Here is a 16085-nt window from a genome sequence, read left to right on the forward strand (position 1 = left end):
CCGATATCCGCTCGCACAGCAAGGACACCGCCATGAACGACGTCCCCGTCAACGACTCCCGCTTCCCCGGCCTGCGCCGCCGGGGCTTCCTCGCCGCAGCCGGAGGCGCGGCCGGACTCGGTGCGCTCGCCCTCGCCGGCTGCGCCGGCTCCGGCACCGCCGCCGACCCCGCCAAGGGCGATGGCAAGCCCAAGCGCGGCGGACGGCTGCGCGCCGCCTTCGCCGGTGGCGGTGCGAGCGAGACACTCGACCCGCATCTGGCCAACCTCTTCGCCGATGCCGCCCGCGCCAAGGCCCTCTTCGACAAGCTCGCCGACTACGGACCCGACCTCTCCGCACAGCCCCGGCTGGCCTCGGCATGGGAACCGAACGCGGGTCTGGACCGCTGGAAGGTCACCCTGCGCAAGGCCGCCTTCCACAACGGCAAGGCGGTGACCGCCCAGGACGTCCTCTACAGCTACCGCCGCATCGCCGATCCGGCGAAGGCGTTCCGGGCCAAGGCGTCGCTGGAGCCCATCGACCTCAAGGCGACCAGAGCCCTGGACGAGCGGACCATCGAGTTCGTCCTCAAGCGCCCGACCGCCGAATTCCCCAATGTGCTCGCCGCGTTCGGCGCGTACATCGTCCCCGACGGGCTCAAGGACTTCGACAAGAAGCCGGTCGGCAGCGGCCCGTTCCGCTTCGTGTCCTTCGCTCCCGGCAAGTCCGCCGTCTTCAAGCGCAACGACGCCTACTGGGACGGCGCCCCCTACCTCGACGAGCTGGAGTTCGTCGTCGCCAACGAGGAATCGGCACGCGCCAACGCCCTGCTCGGCGGGCAGGTCGAGTACGCCCACGAGCTGGGCCCCGCCACGGCCCGCGCCCACGAGAACAAGGGGCAGATCCAGATCGTCCGGCTTCAGGGCAGCGCCATGCAGGGCTTCGTCATGAAGACCGACCGGCCGCCGTTCGACGACAAGCGGGTCCGTGAGGCCTTCTTCCTGATCGCCGACCGCAAGGAACTGGTCGACGGCGCCCTGTCCGGCGCGGGCGAGATCGGCAACGACCTCTTCGGCAAGGGCTACGAGTACTACGCCGGAAGCCTGCCGCAGCGCGAACAGGACCTCGACCGGGCCCGCAAGCTGCTGAAGGAGGCCGGAGCCGAGAAACTCAAGGTCACCCTCGACACCTCCCCCGTGGCCGCAGGATTCACCGAGGCCGCGGCGATCTTCCGCGACCAGGCGGCCAAGGCCGGAGTGACCATCCAGATCAGGACCGGCAGCAAGGACAGCTACTGGAAGGACATTCTCGACTCCGGGACCCTGGCCTCCTACCGCTCCGGCGCCATGCCCATCGAGTCCCACATCTCCCAGCGCCTGCTCACCGGATCGACCACCAACGCAACCCACTGGCGGCACAAGGACTTCGACGCCCTGTATCAGCAGGCACAGTCCACCAAGGACAAGAAGGACCGCGCCGCCGTCTACGAGCGCATGCAGCGCCGGCTGCACGCCGAGGGGGGCTTCCTGATCTGGGGCTTCGCCGACTGGATCCTCGGCACCGCCCGCAGCGTCCGGGGCGTCGAGCAGAAGGCACCCGCCAACTCCCTCGACTGGGCGCGCTTCGACAAGGTCTGGCTGGCGTGATCGGACTACGTTCCTGGGTCGCCCGGCGGCTGCTGCTCGGCGTGGCGCAGACGGCAGCCGTCGTGCTGCTCGTCTTCGTCCTCACCGAGGCGCTGCCGGGCGACGCCGCCGTGGCGCTCGCCGGCGACCAGCCGGACCCGGAGCGGATCGCGGCCATCCGCGAGGCGATGCACCTGGACCGGCCGGCGTACGAACGCCTGGCGGACTGGGCGGCCGGGCTGCTGTACGCAGACTTCGGCACGTCCCTGGCCTCGGGGCGGCCCGTCAGCACCTACATCGCCGACGGATTCGGGCCGACCGTGCTGCTCGCCGTGCTCACGATGGTGCTGCTGGTGCCGGTCGGAGTCGGCCTCGGTGTGCTGGCCGCCCGCCATGAGGGGCGGCTCGCGGACCGGCTCGTCAGCTCGGTGACGCTCGGCGTGTACGCGGTCCCGGAGTTCGCCTTCGGCGTGCTGCTGGTCACCGTATTCGCCCTGCGTCTTGGCTGGCTGCCGCCGACCGCCGTCGGATACGGCACCGATCTGCTCGCCCACCCCGCGGCGCTGGTCCTCCCCGTCCTCGTCCTGCTGTCCCGGCCGGTGTGCTCACTGGCCCGCCTGGTACGAGCCGGCATGATCGACGCGCTGGCCTCGCCGTACGCCGCCCAGGCCTGCCGCTACGGCATCTCCGGCGCCCGCATCCGGTACGCCCACGCGCTGCCCAACGCCATCGCGCCTGCCGCCCAGCAACTCGCCCGGACCATCGACTGGTTGCTGTGCGGGGTCATCGTGGTGGAGGCGCTGTATGTGATCCCCGGACTGGGAACGGTGCTGATGAACGCTGTCGCGGAACGCGACATCCCCGTGGTGCAGGGCCTCGCTGTGGTTTTCGGACTGACCACCGTCGTCCTCAACCTCGGCGCCGACCTGGTCGCCCACCGCTTCGCGCCGCGGGCGGGGGCGGAGGCATGAGGCAACGCGTCACGCTCGGTGCGCTGATCGTCGGCGTACCGCTGGCCCTCGCCCTGCTCGGACCGCTGTTCGCCGGAGCCCCTGGCCCACGGGCCGCCTCCTTCACCCTCGGCGGCGGACACTGGCTCGGCACCGACTTCGTCGGACGGGACGTCTGGCGGCAAGTGCTGCTCGGCGGACGGTCCGTGGTCCTCGTCGCCCTGGCCGCGACGGCCCTGGCCTATCTGGTGGCCCTGCCACTCGGGCTCATCAGCGCGCTCACCCACCGGACTTGGCTCGAAGAGCTGCTGATGCGGCCCTTGGACGTGCTGCTCGCCGTGCCGTCGCTTCTGATGATCCTGCTCGTCGCCGCCGCCTTCTCGCCAGGGGCGGTGGGCCTTTCACTGCTGGTCGCCCTGGTGAACATCCCGGACGCCGCGCGGATTGTCCGCGCGGCCGCGGCCGAGTCGGCCTCACGCCCGGCCGTCGAGGCTCTGCGCATGCAGGGGGAGACCTGGTGGCGCATGGCCGTCGGCTACGTCGGCAGGTCGATCGCGCGCACACTCGCCGCCGACGCGGGCGTACGGCTGACGGGCGTGCTCTACCTCGTGGCCACGGCGGCCTTCCTCGGCGTCGGAATCGCGCCGGACGCCTCCGACTGGGCGGTGATGGTGGACCGCAACCGTACGGGGCTGTTCGTACAGCCCTGGGCCGTGGTGGTGCCTGCCCTGCTGATCGTCGCCCTGACCATGGGGAGCAACCTGCTCTTCGACGCCGTACTGGAAAAGCCTCACCGGAAGAGAGGAAACGGGCGTGAACACGGTCGCTGAGGTCACGGACCTACGAGTCGAGATCCACGGCCGGCCGATCGTCGACGGGGTCAGCTTTCAGGTCCGGCCGGGGAAGGTCACCGCGCTCGTCGGCGCGTCCGGCAGCGGCAAGACGACCACGGGCCTCGCGCTGCTCGGCGAGTACCCGGCGGGTGCCCGGGTGACCGGAGACGTACGCGTATCGGGTGGCCTCGTCGGATACGTACCCCAGCACCCCGGCGCCGTCCTCAACCCCGCACGCCGGGTCGGCGCACTGCTGCGGGACATCGCCCGCGACCAGGTGCGGAGCCTGCCCAGGCCCGAGCGCCGGGCCGCCGCCCGGACGCGCATCCTGCACGCACTCTCCGTCGCGCAGCTCCCGGACGGCGAGTCCCTGCTTCGCCGCTATCCGCACCAGCTCTCGGGTGGCCAGCAGCAGCGCTTCGTCCTGGCACAGGCACTGCTGCTCGGTGCCAGGGTGGTGGTGGCGGACGAGCCGACCACGGGGCAGGACGTGCTGACGAAGCGGCGCATCGTCGACCAGCTCGCGGCGGTCGCCCGGCAGGGCATCGCCGTGGTCCTGCTGAGCCACGACCTGGACGTCGTCCGGGCGCTGGCCGACGAGGTTCTGGTCATGCGCCGCGGCCGAGTGGTGGAGGCGGCTCCCGCGGAGCAGCTGTGGCTCGCACCGCGGCATCCCTGGACCGCCGAACTCCTGGCGGCAGAAGGGAAGACGGGTGACAGTCCGCCCGCGGGTGAAGGACACGCGGCACTCCAGGTGCGTGGCCTCACGGCGCGGCACCGCGACGGCGCCCGCAGCACCACGGAGGCGGTGCGCATCCCCGACCTCACCCTCCGCGCCGGCGAGTGCCTGGCCGTCGTCGGCCGCTCCGGCAGCGGCAAGACCACGCTCGCCCGCTGCCTGGCCGGACTCCACCGGGACTACGCAGGCGATGTCCTGCTCGACGGCACCCCGCTCCCGCGCAGCCTGCGCGGGCGGACCCGTGAGCAACTGGCCGCGGTTCAGTACGTCTTCCAGGACGCGAAGGCCTCGTTCGACGAACACCGCCCGGTTCTGGACCAGGTGGCTCGCACCGCGGTCCGGCTGCGCGGAGCGGATCCGCGAGTGGCACTGACCGAAGCCCTGGACACCCTGACCGGCCTCGGCCTCACGGAGGCGCTGGTACGTCGCAGGCCGGGCCAGCTCTCCGGCGGCGAACTCCAACGGACCGCGCTCGCACGGGCCCTGCTCGCCCGGCCACGGGTGCTGATCTGCGACGAGATCACCTCCGGCCTCGACACGGTCACCCGACGCAGCATCCTGAACACGCTCGCCGGCCTGCTGCGCGACCGACCCGAACTGGCCCTGGTCCTGATTACCCACGACCTCGACGCGGCAGCGGCTGCCGCTCGGATCGCCGTACTGGAAGCCGGTGAGCTCATCGAGCAGGGACCGGCGCAGCAGGTGCTCGAATTGGCGCATTCGCCGGTCAACTACTCCAGTTTTCGTACTCGTTGTGTGGGGCAGGGACCGGTCTGGCCTGGCTGACGTCGATGAACGGGATGGCGCCGTCGTTGACGGGATCTCTGGTCTGTTTGCCGGTGTAGGTGCCGGTGACTTCGAGCCACGTGTCGGGCTGCAGGACGGCGGGAATCTGTCCGGAAAGGCCGATCTTGACGGGTTGGGCGTCGGCGGCGCAGCAGTTGAGGACCATGCGGGTGAGGTAGGGCGCGCCGTTGCGGTCGAGGGTGATGAAGCCGGTAATTCTGATCCGCCGGTCGCCGAGGGAGCGTCCGTGGTCGTAGACGGCGCGGCCGGCGTAGTCGGCGACGCTGAGCCGGAGGGGGTCGCCGGCGGAGAGTGTGGGGAAGCCCCAGGGTTGTTGCAGGGCCGTGCCGGTGCGCATGGCGCTGTAGGAGCCAAGTGCGGGTGGGGCGACCAGGATGAGAGCGAGCAGGGGCAGGACGAGGAGCCAGGAGATGCGTGGTTCGCGGTGGGCGTGGCTGCGCTGGTCGTGGGGCTCGCGCTCGGGCTGGTTCTCCTGGGTCGCGCGCGGCCGTAGTTCGTACCAGACGGTGGCGATGGCCGCGACGATCAGGACGATGCCGGCCACGAGCAGTAACGGGCGCAATCCGGCCTTGACGTAGCGCAGGTAGAGATCGGTGAAGCCGGCGTGCAACACCGCCCCGCCGACGAGGAACAGCACGGCTGCTTGCGCCTGCCGGTTCACAGCAGGACCGCCCCGACCAGGGCGGACATGAGGACGGCCAGGGTGAAGGTGGCGGGGGCGAACCGCAGCGCGAACCCGCGGCCGAACGTGGCGGCCTGCATGGCGAACAGTTTCAGGTCGATCATCGGTCCGACGACGAGGAATGCCAGCCGGGCGGTGAGCGAGAACTGGGACAGCGACGCGGCCACGAACGCGTCGGCCTCGGAGCAGATCGACAACAGCACCGCGAGGATCGCCAGGGCGAGGATCGACACCACAGGGTTACTGGCAGCGCTGTGCAGCCAGCTTGCCGGTACCACGGCTTTGAGGGTGGCCGCGGCCATCGCGCCGACGACGAGGAAACCGCCGGCGTGCATCACGTCGTGCCGTACGGACCCCCAGAACGCCGCCCCCTTGCTGAGGCCGTCCGACGACGGGTGATCCGGTGGGCGCAACCAGTCCGTGCGGCCCAGCCGCTGCCACAACCAGCCCATCGCGCACGCCACGAGCAGACTCGCCACGAACCGGGCGAGGACCATCTCGGGGTTGCGGGGAAAAGCCACGGCGGTGGCGGTCAGCACGATCGGGTTGATCGCCGGGGCGGACAGCAGGAACGCCAATGCTGCCGCGGGGGTGACGCCCCGGCGCACAAGCGCCCCGGCCACCGGCACGGAGGCGCACTCACAGCCGGGCAGGACCGCCCCGGCCATCCCGGCGACCGGCACCGCGAGGGCGGGCTGTCTCGGCAGCGCGCGGGCGAAAAACGATGGTGGGACGAACACCGCGATGATCGCCGACAGCAGCACACCGAGCACGAGGAAGGGCAGGGCCTGGACGAACACCGCTACGAACACGGTCATCCAGCCCTGCATCACCGGCTCGGATAACGCCCGGCGGATCGGCCCCTGCAGCGCAACCACCAGGAGCAGCAGCATGGTCAGGACAAGGGATGAGTTGAACTGCCAACCCTCCGGATCGTCCGCGTCACGGTGGTCAACCCGAGTCGGGGCTGCCTTGGTGGTGGTCACGGGTGAGGTACCTCCGGAATGGCAGGGCTTCGTGGGTTGGTTCCCGTCCACCTTCAGTACGCCGGCTCGGGCACGGCTTCTCATTCTTAGTGGGGGTTCGGCTCCACCTTGGGCTACCAGTTTTTCGTACGATCATCCAATGGAGTGGACCGCGCCGATCAGTGCCCTCCTGGGCGGATCACTCCGGTGACCGCTCCAGCGAGCGCTCGGCGACACCACCCAGGTGCGCCTCGAAGACCTCCGACGCGTCCGGCGTGAGCGTGCGCAGGGCCACCATCGCCGTGATGATCACGTCGCACAGCTCCGACTCGACGTCCTGCCAGCTGTGCGTATAGCCCTTCCGCGGGTTCTGGCCCGTCGCGCCGATGATGGCCTGGGCGACCTCGCCGACCTCTTCCGACAGCTTCAACATCCGTAGCAACGTCTCCTGTTGGGGCGGCAGGTCGCTCTCCGCGTCGAGCCAGGCGTGCAGGTGGCCTACCGTGTCCCAGATGGGGTCCATGGTGGTGTCCAGGGTGTGTTCCATGCGGGAAGCCTGCCATGTGCGGTGTAGGGATGGAGGGCCTCCATCCCGTATCCCCGACCCGTACCGAAAGGCCGTGGAGACCGGCATGACCATCCCTGTGGACCGGCTCACCGAACCCGGTCGCCCGGTACCGCAACGACCCCTGGGGCGAGATGCGTACCGCCTGGAAGTTCATCGTCGAAGGCGGGAAGGTCGGCCGCTTCGAGACCGGGCAGGCCTAAGGGCTTCTCCGCCGATTGCGTAACGGTGAAAAGGGAATTGCGCATGGCGCCGGCGCCGACTCCCTGCGTCTGGGGCCTATGCGTTCCGTTTGACTTCTATATGCGTACATGTCTACGTTGGATTCAGATTGAACGATATATTCGTCTTCATTTCTGGCGAGAAGACGAACAATCTCAACATCCCGATCGACGACCACGTGGTCGTTGGTTGTCCGACGGACGGATGCTCCGCCGTGGGGTCTGCTGTACTCAGCAGCCCAGGTGGGCCCGATGCCGCGCATGTCAGCGTGTGAGTCGGCGATGGCAACTCCCGCCATATTCAAGGCCGATGTACCGGACCCCTTCGCGAACGCATCACTGCCTGGCGCTGACGCCACCACGGCCGTGCAGGGCTCGGGCCCGTCTACGCTCCCGGGAAGGGAAAGCATCATGCGGGTAACGACATCCAGGACCTTCCGGCTGCTCGCCGGCCTGTTCGCTGCTCTGTCTCTGGTCTTTGGCGGAGCCGGCGTAGCCAGTGCCACCAGCACGTCCACCCCGGTTTCGTCCGGCTATTGCGACTATTACTGGGACGGTCGCTCCTACGTCTACTGGTGCCATGACAACCGCGGGAACCGCGACTTCCGCGACAACCGCTTCGACAACCGCGACTTCCGCGACAACCGCTTCGACAACCGCGACTTCCGCGACAACCGCTTCGACAACCGCTTCGACAACCGCTTCGACAACAACAGTGTCCGCATCATTGTGACGCTGCAAGGTTGACGGCGAATCACTTCGGTAAAGCCAGTCGGCTCCTTCCTAGCCGGCCCGGAACGTGCGGCGGTACGCGGCCGGGGTTGTGGCCAGTGCGCGGTGGAAGTGCTGCCGCAGGCTGTCCGCACTGCCCAGGCCGCTTCGCTGTGCCACCGTGTCCACCGGCAGGTCCGTCGTCTCCAGCAGTTCGCGCGCCCGCGCCAGACGCTGCTGGTTGAGCCACTTCAGCGGGGTCAGGCCGACCTCCAGCGCGAAGTGACGGCCGAACGTACGTGTACTCATCCCGGCCCGTGACGCCAACTCCGCGATCGTGAGCGGCCGGTGGAGCCTCGCCACCGCCCAGTCCAGCACCGGCGCGAGGCCCTCCGCCCGCGGCGGCGCAGGGGTGCGGGGCGGGGCGTACTGCGTCTGGTCGCCCTCCCGGTGCGGGGCCACCACCATCCGGCGGCCGACCTCCGCCGCCGCTGCCGTGCCGTAGTCGCCGCGCACGATGTGCAGGCACAGGTCGATCGCGGCTGCGGTACCCGCGCTGGTGAGGATCGAGCCGTCGTCGACGTACAGGGAACGGTCGTCGACCCGCACATACGGGTAGCGACGGCGCAGCTCCTCCGCGTACATCCAGTGGGTCGCCGCCGGACGGCCGTCCAGCAGGCCCGCCGCGGCCAGCACGAACGCGCCCGAGCAGAGCGAGGCGATCCGCGCCCCGCGGGCGTGCGCCTCGCGCAGGGCGTCGAGGAGCGCGGCGGGCGGCTCGTAGCCGTCCATCATGCAGGCCGGGACCACGATCAGATCCGCCTCGCGCAGGGCGTCGAGGCCGTGCTCGGCGGCCAGTTGCAGACCGCCGGGCGCGCGCTGTGCACCGCCAGGGGCGGTGGCGCACAGCACCAGGTCGTACCCCTCGCCCGCGAACACCGCGCACGGCACGGCCAGCTCGAACAGGGAGGTCTCCTCCAGCAGGGTCACCGCCACACGAAGTGCCATGGCGCAAATCTAGGGGAAGCTGATGTTTACGCCAATGGTGCGGCGGGCTGCGCTGGTTCGGCGAGGGCGGGGCGCCGGCGCCCGAGTGGTCGGCGCGGGTCGAAGCCGTACGCGACATCCTCACCTCAGGCGGCCGCACCCATGCGCAGGGGGCGCTGGCCTGGCTGTGGGCGCGCAGCCCGCGGACGATCCCGATCCCGGGCTTCCGCAGCGTGGCACAGGCGGAGGAGAACGCGGGGGCGGTGAACCACGGTCCGCTGCGGGGTGAGCAGCTCGCCGAGATAGACAAGGTCCTCTCCCGCGAGACGGATTGACCTCAAGCCTCGTGGGTCCCCCGGACGAAGTCTGGGGGGGTGAGGCGCGGGGTCCGGGGCGGAGCCACGGGCCTTGGCCTCAGCCGCGCCCGATGTACGGCATCCCCGTCGCCATCACCGTCGCGAACTGCACATTCGCCTCCAGCGGCAGCTCCGCCATATGGAGCACCGTCCGCGCCACATCCGCCGCGTCCATCACCGGCTCCACCACCACCTCCCCGTTCGCCTGCAGGATCCCCGCACGCATGTGCTGCGTCATCTCCGTCGCCGCGTTGCCGATGTCGATCTGGCCGCACGCGATCCGGTACGCCCTCCCGTCCAGTGACAGCGACTTCGTCAGGCCCGTCATCGCGTGCTTCGTCGACGTGTACGGCGCCGAGTGCGGGCGGGGCACATGCGCCGAGATCGAGCCGTTGTTGATGATCCGGCCGCCCTGGGGGGACTGGTCCTTCATCATGCGGAAGGCCGCCTGCGCGCACAGGAAAGCGCCTGTCAGATTGACGTCCACCACCGAGCGCCAGTCCTCGTAGGAGATGTCCTCGAAGGGGACCCGGGGGCCCGACGTTCCCGCGTTGTTGAACAGCAGGCCAACACCCCCGTGGCGTTCGCGCACGGTGGCAAACAGCGTGGTCACATCCGCCGGTGACGTCACATCAGTGGGGACGCACAGCACGTCCCCACCCGCCAGCGACGCCGTCTCCTCCAGCGCCTCGGCGCGTCGGCCCGCCAGGGCCACCGACCAGCCCGCCCCCGCCAGCGCCAGCGCCACGCTCCGGCCGATGCCCGAGCCCGCTCCCGTCACCACGGCAATCTTCGCAACTGCGTTCATGGACGCGCAGCGTAGTCGCCTACTTGTACGCGGAACTCATCCGACCGACACACGGATGTTGTGTACTCGACAACGCAGAGTCGTCGGCCCCCACTCCAATGCGAAGGGACAACAGTCGTCTGGGGAGGGGCACATGAGACCCGCACCGCACGCACCCGAGCTCCGCGCCGCCGCCCGGCACATCGGCCGCCGCCGGTTTCTCACCGTCACCGGCGCCGCCGCCGCACTCGCTTTCGCCGTCAATCTGCCCGGCACCGCCCACGCCGCCGAGCTCGACGCCAAGAAGATCAACGAGGACCCCTTCACGCTCGGGTGTCGCCTCCGGAGACCCGCAGCCCGGTTCCGTACTGCTGTGGACCCGCCTCGCGACCCGCCCCTACGAGCCCGACAGCGGACTGCCCCGCGCCAAGGTCCCGTTGCTCTGGGAGGTCGCCCACGACTCCCGCTTCAGCCGTATCGCCAGGCGCGGATCCGTCATCGCCCACCCGGAGTTCCACCACAGCGTCCACGTCGAAGTCGCCGGCCTCGGCAACGACCGCCCGTACTACTACCGCTTCCGCGCCGGGAACTGGATCAGCCCGACTGGGCGCACCAGGACCGCGCCCGCCCGGGCCGCGCGGATCAGTGAGCTGAAGCTCGCAGCCGTGTCCTGCCAGGCGTACCACGACGGCTACTTCACCGCGTACAAGCACCTCGCCGAAGAGGACCTCGACGCCGTCTTCCACCTCGGCGACTATCTCTACGAGTACGCCGTGAACGCCGTCGGCGGCGCCCGGAAGTACACCGACCGGGTCCTCCCCGCCCACTTCAACCGCGAGACCGTCACGCTCGATGACTACCGGATGCGCTACGGCCTCTACAAGTCGGACCCCGACCTCAAGGCCGCGCACGCCGCGCACCCCTATGTCCTCACCTGGGACGACCACGAGACCGAGAACAACTACGCGGGCGACATCCCAGAGAACAACGTCCCGCCGGAGGAGTTCCTGCTGCGCAGGGCCGCCGCCTACCGCGCGTACTGGGAGAACCAGCCGCTGCGCAGGCCCCAGCAGCCTGAGGGCCCCGACATGCAGCTGTACCGCCGGCTGCACTTCGGGCGGCTCGCGCAGTTCGACATCCTCGACACCCGCCAGTACCGCTCCGACCAGGCGTACGGCGACGGCTGGCAGGTCCCGGGACCGGAGTCCGATGCCCCGTCACGCACCCTGACCGGCGCGACCCAGGAGCGCTGGCTGCTCGACGGCTGGAAGAGCTCCCGCGCCCGCTGGAACGTGGTGCCGCAGCAGGTCACCTTCGCGCAGCGGCGCGACGTCCCGACCACGCCGTACAAGGTGAGCATGGACGCCTGGGACGGGTACGCGGCCTCCCGCGGGCGCGTTCTGGACGGCGCCGCGGCGGCCGGCATCGAGAACCTGATGGTCCTCACCGGCGATGTGCACCGCGGCTACGCGTACGACCTGAGGCGGGACTTCAACGATTCCGCCTCGCCCGTCGTCGGTACCGAGATCGTCGCCACCTCCATCTCCAGTGGCAAGGACGGCGAGGAGCGGCCCGCCAACTACGACACCCTGAGGGCCGCCAATCCGCACATGAAGTTCTACAACGGCCGCCGCGGCTATGTGACCGTCACCCTCGGCGAGCAGCAGGCGCGCGCCGACTTCAAGACGGTCAGCGCCGTCACGACGCCGGGCGCGCCGATCATCACGGCCGCGTCGTTCGTGACCGAGGCCGGCGACCCGGGGCTCAAGCCTGTGTGACCCGATCGCTCGGGTAGCGGACGCCGATGCGGTCCCGTACCGCGTCGAGCGTCCGCATCACGGCGAGGCTGCCGTCCAGGGGTACCAGTGGCGACTCCGTCTCGCCCGCCCGCAGACACCGCATCACCTCGGCGGCCTCGTGCCGGAGGCTGTCCCGCCGCCCCTCGGCGGTGAACTCCTCCGGCTCGTGGCCGCCTTCGCGGTGCAGTACGAAACGGTCCGGGAAGAAGAAGCCCTGCGGAAGATCTATCCGGCCTGCCGTGCCGGTCACCGAAGCCGTCACCGGGGTGCCCGCCGTGACCGAGCAGGACAGCAGCGCTGTCGCCCCCGACTGTGACCAGCCCAGCAGCATGCCGGTGTTCAGGTCCACGCCCTCGGGGGAGAGCAGCGCATCGGCCTGTATGCGGTCGGGCTCGCCGAGCAGCAGCTGTGCGAACGAGACCGGGTAGACGCCGAGGTCGAGCAGCGCGCCGCCGCCGAGTGCCGGGTCGCGCAGCCGGTGGTCCGGCGCGAAGGGGCCTGCGAGACCGAAGTCGGCCTGCACGGTACGGACTTCACCGATCGCGCCGTCCCCGACGAGCGCGGTGAGCCGTCGCACGAGGGGGTTGCAGTACATCCACATGGCCTCCATGAGGAAGAGCTCGCGCTCGCGGGACAGAGAGACCAGCTCTTCGGCCTCCCGCGTGTTCAGCGTGAACGCCTTCTCGCACAGCACCGCCTTTCCGGCCTCCAGGCAGAGCCCGGCCGCTGCCCGGTGCGCGGAGTGCGGCGTTGCGACGTACACCACATCGACGTCCTCGTCGGCGGCGAGCGAGACCCAGTCGCCGTACGCCCGAGCGATGCCGAACCGATCCGCGAACGCCTTGGCGGACGCTTCCGTACGCGACGCCACCGCCACCACCTCGGCGTCAGGCATCGCCTGCAGCTCCGCCGTGAATGACGCGGCTATGCCGCCGGTCGCCAGGACACCCCACCGCACGATCCCGCTCATCCCAGCCCGCCTCGAAAATAGGTCTCGACCACAACGGACGAGCTGAGAGCATAGGGAGGGATTCAAGGACATGGAGACGCAATGCCGAAGCCGGACAGCGGCCAGACCAGCACAGAAGGACACATACCGGCCGCCGACCCGGCTCTCTTGACGTCGGGCGGCCCCGCACCCCTGGCGACGACCGACCCAGTACCTCTGGCGGCGGCCGACCCGGCGCCTTTGGCGGCAGCGCGCCGCGCCGGCTTCCTGGTCACCCTTGTCCTGGGCGGCCTCACCGCCCTGCCGCCGCTCTCCATGGACATGTACCTCCCGGCGCTGCCCGCGGTCACCAAGTCGCTCGGCTCGCCCGCCGCGACCGTCCAGCTCACGCTGACCGCATGCCTGGCGGGCATGGCGCTCGGCCAGCTCGTCGTCGGCCCGATGAGCGACCGATGGGGACGCCGCCGTCCGCTGCTCATCGGCATGATCGTGTACGTCGCCGCCACCGCGATCTGCGCGCTTGCCCCCACCGCCGAGCTGCTGATCGGCTTCCGGCTGCTCCAGGGACTCGCGGGCGCGGCCGGCATCGTCATCGCGCGGGCCGTGGTCCGTGATCTGTACGACGGCGTGGAGATGGCCCGGTTCTTCTCCACGCTGATGCTCATCTCCGGTGTCGCGCCGATCATCGCGCCGCTGATCGGCGGACAGGTGCTGCGGATCACCGACTGGCGCGGCATCTTCGTCGTTCTCACCGGCGTCGGCATCGTGCTCACGCTCGTGGTGGCGAAGTGGCTGCACGAGACGCTGCCGCGGGAGAAGCGGCACAGCGGCGGCGTCGGCGGGGCCCTGCGCACCATGCGCGGACTGTTGTCCGACCGGGTCTTCACCGGCTACACGCTCACCGGCGGGCTCGCCTTCGCCGCGCTCTTCGCGTACATCTCCGCGTCGCCGTTCGTCGTCCAGGAGATCTATGGCGCATCGCCGCAGACCTTCAGCCTGCTCTTCGGCGCCAACTCCGTCGGCCTGATCGCCGTCGGCCAGATCAACGGCAAGGTGCTGGTGGGCCGGGTCAGTCTGGACAAGGCGCTCGGCTTCGGGCTCGGCGTGATCACGCTGGCCGCGACCGCGCTGCTGCTGATGACGGCGGGGGTGTTCGGGAAGGTGGGCCTGCTTCCCGTCGCGACCGGCCTCTTCGTGCTGATGTCCGCGATGGGCCTGGCCATGCCGAACACCAACGCCCTGGCCCTGATGCGCACCCCGCACGCCGCGGGCTCCGCGTCCGCGCTGATCGGCACGTCCTCGTTCCTCATCGGGGCGGTCGCCTCACCGCTCGTCGGGATCGCGGGCGAGGCGACGGCCGTTCCGATGGCCGTGGTCCAACTGACCTGCGCGCTGGCCTCGGTGGGCTGCTTCATCGGGCTGTGCCGTCCCTGGCAGCGGCGCGCCGAGGCCGTCTGACACGGGCCGCTCACGGTCCCCTCACGGGCCTCTCACGGATCCCGGCTACTGCTCGCGGCGCGGGAAACCGATCAGATGCAGCCGGTCCTTCGTGTCAGTCCAGCTGAAGATCCCCACCCCCGCGGTCTCCGCGCCCGGCAGCCGCACACCCCGGTCGCGGCGTTCAGGGTGCGCAGCCGGAACCGTTCGTCGTCGACCCGCTCCAGATAGCCGATGCGGCCGCTGTCCTGGGCGATCGCGTACTGCGGAGACGCGTTGGAGATCTCCGCGTTGGAGATCTCCAAGCCCTGCGAGGTGTCGTACGCGGACGGGACGGGGAGCCGGGTCAGGGGCGCCGCGCTGTGCCGGGACAGCTTGCGGGGCTTGTCGTCGGCGGCCCGGCCGCCCTCGCCGCCGCCGCACATGCTCAGCAGGAGCAGCAGTGCCAGCACGATCACCCCGGCCACCAGGGACACGCGCACGACCCTCTGTCTCATGGTCCCCCCGTGAGCGGTGCGCCACGTTCCGTGAGCGGCGACGGCCGTCAGCGTAGCAACCGCCTTCGCACCGCCAGGAGTTCGAATCCGTAGCTGTTCCGTCCCGATTCCGTGCCTAGAATTTGTCGGTGAACGCCACCCTCCCCACCGCGGAAGTCCTGCGCAGCGCCCTGGCCGCGCAGCTGGCCGACCTGCCGCCCACGCAGGCGGCGCAGGCCGTCGAGCGGCTGATCGCCAACTACCGGGGGACCACCCCGACCGACGCGCCCGTGCTGCGGGACCGCTCCGACGTCGCCGCGTACGCCGCGTACCGGATGCCCGCGACCTTCGAGGCGGTACGGTCCGCGCTCGCCGCTCTGCGGGCCGCGGCCCCCGAGTGGGCCCCGGCCACGCACACGGACATCGGCGGCGGGACGGGCGCGGCGAGCTGGGCGGTCGCGGAGGCCTGGGAGGAGGACGCCCCGCGCACGACCGTGCTGGACTGGGCCGAGCCCGCGCTGGCGCTGGGCCGTGAACTGGCCGCCGCATCCGGGGTGCCCGCGCTGCGCGCGGCCCAGTGGCAGCGCTCGCGGATCAGCGCGGCGCTCCGTATCGAGAGCACTGATCTCGTCACGGTGTCGTACGTACTCAAGGAGCTCACCGCCAAGGACCGCGCGGCCGTCGTCACGGAGGCGGCCCGCGCCGCCCAGGCCGTCGTGATCGTCGAACCCGGCACTCCAGACGGCTACGCCCGCGTGATCGAGGCCCGCGACCGCCTGATCGAGGCGGGCCTGACGGTCGCCGCGCCCTGCCCGCACAGCGCCGCCTGCCCCATCGAGCCTGGCTCGGACTGGTGCCACTTCGCGGCCCGGGTCAGCCGCTCCTCGCTGCACCGCCAGGTGAAGGGCGGCTCACTGCCGTACGAGGACGAGAAGTTCAGCTACGTCGCGGCGGTCCGCTTCCCGGCCACACCGGCCCCCGCCCGGGTCACCCGCAAACCCCAGATCCGCAAGGGGCTGGTCCTGCTCGACCTCTGTACAAAGCCGCAGGAACTCCGCCGCGAAACGGTGACCAAGCGGCACGGCCCGCTGTACAAGGCGGCGCGGGACACGGAGTGGGGCGACGCCTGGCCGCGGGACGACGCCTCCGGCGGCTGACCGGCGACTTCATCACGTACGAGACGATACGTCTCGGCTCCTCCCGTTGCTAGATTGACG

The 16085-nt window shown here is 70.4% G+C and carries 14 protein-coding genes and 3 pseudogenes; 10 read left to right on the plus strand and 7 right to left on the minus strand.

The annotated features are described in order from the left end of the window. Window positions 1-32 precede the first annotated feature (32 nt). Genes QFZ67_RS28030 through QFZ67_RS28045 form a run of 4 tightly spaced genes read left to right on the plus strand, consistent with a single transcriptional unit; the run spans window position 33 to window position 4912 of the window. A complete protein-coding gene (locus QFZ67_RS28030) occupies window positions 33-1625 on the plus strand; it encodes an ABC transporter substrate-binding protein (RefSeq protein ID WP_307663826.1) in 1593 nt (530 codons plus the stop codon). Continuing rightward, complete coding sequence (locus QFZ67_RS28035) at window positions 1622-2575, plus strand: ABC transporter permease (protein WP_307663827.1); 954 nt, start codon at window positions 1622-1624, stop codon at window positions 2573-2575. The genes QFZ67_RS28030 and QFZ67_RS28035 overlap by 4 nt, the downstream gene beginning before the upstream one ends. After that, window positions 2572-3384 carry an ABC transporter permease gene (locus tag QFZ67_RS28040; RefSeq protein ID WP_307663828.1) on the plus strand — a complete coding sequence of 271 codons (813 nt, stop codon included), beginning with the start codon at window positions 2572-2574 and terminating at the stop codon, window positions 3382-3384. The genes QFZ67_RS28035 and QFZ67_RS28040 overlap by 4 nt, the downstream gene beginning before the upstream one ends. Then, window positions 3368-4912: an ABC transporter ATP-binding protein gene (locus QFZ67_RS28045; RefSeq protein ID WP_307663829.1), complete on the plus strand. Its 1545-nt coding sequence runs from the start codon at window positions 3368-3370 to the stop codon at window positions 4910-4912. Before QFZ67_RS28040 ends, QFZ67_RS28045 begins: the two co-directional genes overlap by 17 nt. On the opposite strand, the gene QFZ67_RS28050 is transcribed toward QFZ67_RS28045, so the two are convergent. From QFZ67_RS28050 to QFZ67_RS28060, 3 genes are all read right to left on the minus strand, one after another. Continuing rightward, window positions 4854-5594 (minus strand): TIGR03943 family protein, encoded by a 741-nt coding sequence (locus QFZ67_RS28050; protein ID WP_307663830.1) that lies wholly within the window; start codon window positions 5592-5594, stop codon window positions 4854-4856. The two genes, QFZ67_RS28045 and QFZ67_RS28050, sit on opposite strands and share 59 nt — an antisense overlap. Next, window positions 5591-6601 (minus strand): permease, encoded by a 1011-nt coding sequence (locus QFZ67_RS28055; RefSeq protein WP_307663831.1) that lies wholly within the window; start codon window positions 6599-6601, stop codon window positions 5591-5593. Before QFZ67_RS28055 ends, QFZ67_RS28050 begins: the two co-directional genes overlap by 4 nt. Window positions 6602-6779: 178 nt before the next feature. Continuing rightward, window positions 6780-7127 (minus strand): MazG-like family protein, encoded by a 348-nt coding sequence (locus tag QFZ67_RS28060; RefSeq protein WP_307663832.1) that lies wholly within the window; start codon window positions 7125-7127, stop codon window positions 6780-6782. Window positions 7128-7246: 119 nt separating this feature from the next. Between QFZ67_RS28060 and QFZ67_RS28065 the strand changes: the two are divergent. Continuing rightward, a pseudogene (locus QFZ67_RS28065) lies at window positions 7247-7348 on the plus strand (nuclear transport factor 2 family protein); the annotation flags it as partial. 300 nt (window positions 7349-7648) lie between these two features. After that, window positions 7649-8113 carry a hypothetical protein gene (locus tag QFZ67_RS28070; protein ID WP_307663833.1) on the plus strand — a complete coding sequence of 155 codons (465 nt, stop codon included), beginning with the start codon at window positions 7649-7651 and terminating at the stop codon, window positions 8111-8113. Window positions 8114-8149: 36 nt separating this feature from the next. Here the strand turns inward: QFZ67_RS28070 and QFZ67_RS28075 are convergent, their stop codons facing one another. After that, a complete protein-coding gene (locus QFZ67_RS28075; RefSeq protein ID WP_307663834.1) occupies window positions 8150-9085 on the minus strand; it encodes a GlxA family transcriptional regulator in 936 nt (311 codons plus the stop codon). A gap of 56 nt (window positions 9086-9141) precedes the next feature. Here QFZ67_RS28075 and QFZ67_RS28080 point away from each other — a divergent pair. Continuing rightward, a pseudogene (locus tag QFZ67_RS28080) lies at window positions 9142-9399 on the plus strand (aldo/keto reductase); the annotation flags it as partial. Between the two features lie 79 nt (window positions 9400-9478). Here QFZ67_RS28080 and QFZ67_RS28085 read toward each other — a convergent pair. Then, window positions 9479-10228 carry an SDR family oxidoreductase gene (locus QFZ67_RS28085; protein WP_307663835.1) on the minus strand — a complete coding sequence of 250 codons (750 nt, stop codon included), beginning with the start codon at window positions 10226-10228 and terminating at the stop codon, window positions 9479-9481. Between the two features lie 133 nt (window positions 10229-10361). On the opposite strand from QFZ67_RS28085, the pseudogene QFZ67_RS28090 reads away from it, so the two are divergent. Then, window positions 10362-11985: pseudogene (locus tag QFZ67_RS28090) on the plus strand (alkaline phosphatase). On the opposite strand, the gene QFZ67_RS28095 reads toward QFZ67_RS28090, so the two are convergent. Beyond that, entirely contained in the window at window positions 11972-12976 is a 1005-nt protein-coding gene (locus QFZ67_RS28095) for a Gfo/Idh/MocA family protein (protein WP_307663836.1), read from the minus strand. The pseudogene QFZ67_RS28090 and the gene QFZ67_RS28095 sit on opposite strands and share 14 nt — an antisense overlap. An 81-nt stretch (window positions 12977-13057) precedes the next feature. Here QFZ67_RS28095 and QFZ67_RS28100 point away from each other — a divergent pair, with 81 nt between their 5' ends. Beyond that, a complete protein-coding gene (locus QFZ67_RS28100; protein WP_307663837.1) occupies window positions 13058-14413 on the plus strand; it encodes a multidrug effflux MFS transporter in 1356 nt (451 codons plus the stop codon). Window positions 14414-14484: 71 nt separating this feature from the next. Here the strand turns inward: QFZ67_RS28100 and QFZ67_RS28105 are convergent, their stop codons facing one another. Next, the gene (locus QFZ67_RS28105; RefSeq protein WP_307663838.1) at window positions 14485-14889 is read right to left on the minus strand and encodes a hypothetical protein; all 405 of its coding nucleotides are present in this window, start codon (window positions 14887-14889) and stop codon (window positions 14485-14487) included. 128 nt (window positions 14890-15017) lie between these two features. Between QFZ67_RS28105 and QFZ67_RS28110 the strand changes: the two genes are divergently transcribed. Further along, window positions 15018-16025 carry a small ribosomal subunit Rsm22 family protein gene (locus tag QFZ67_RS28110; RefSeq protein WP_307663839.1) on the plus strand — a complete coding sequence of 336 codons (1008 nt, stop codon included), beginning with the start codon at window positions 15018-15020 and terminating at the stop codon, window positions 16023-16025. Window positions 16026-16085: the final 60 nt, after the last annotated feature.

Origin of the sequence: Streptomyces sp. V1I1 (genome assembly GCF_030817355.1) — a bacterium.
GTDB lineage: Bacteria > Actinomycetota > Actinomycetes > Streptomycetales > Streptomycetaceae > Streptomyces.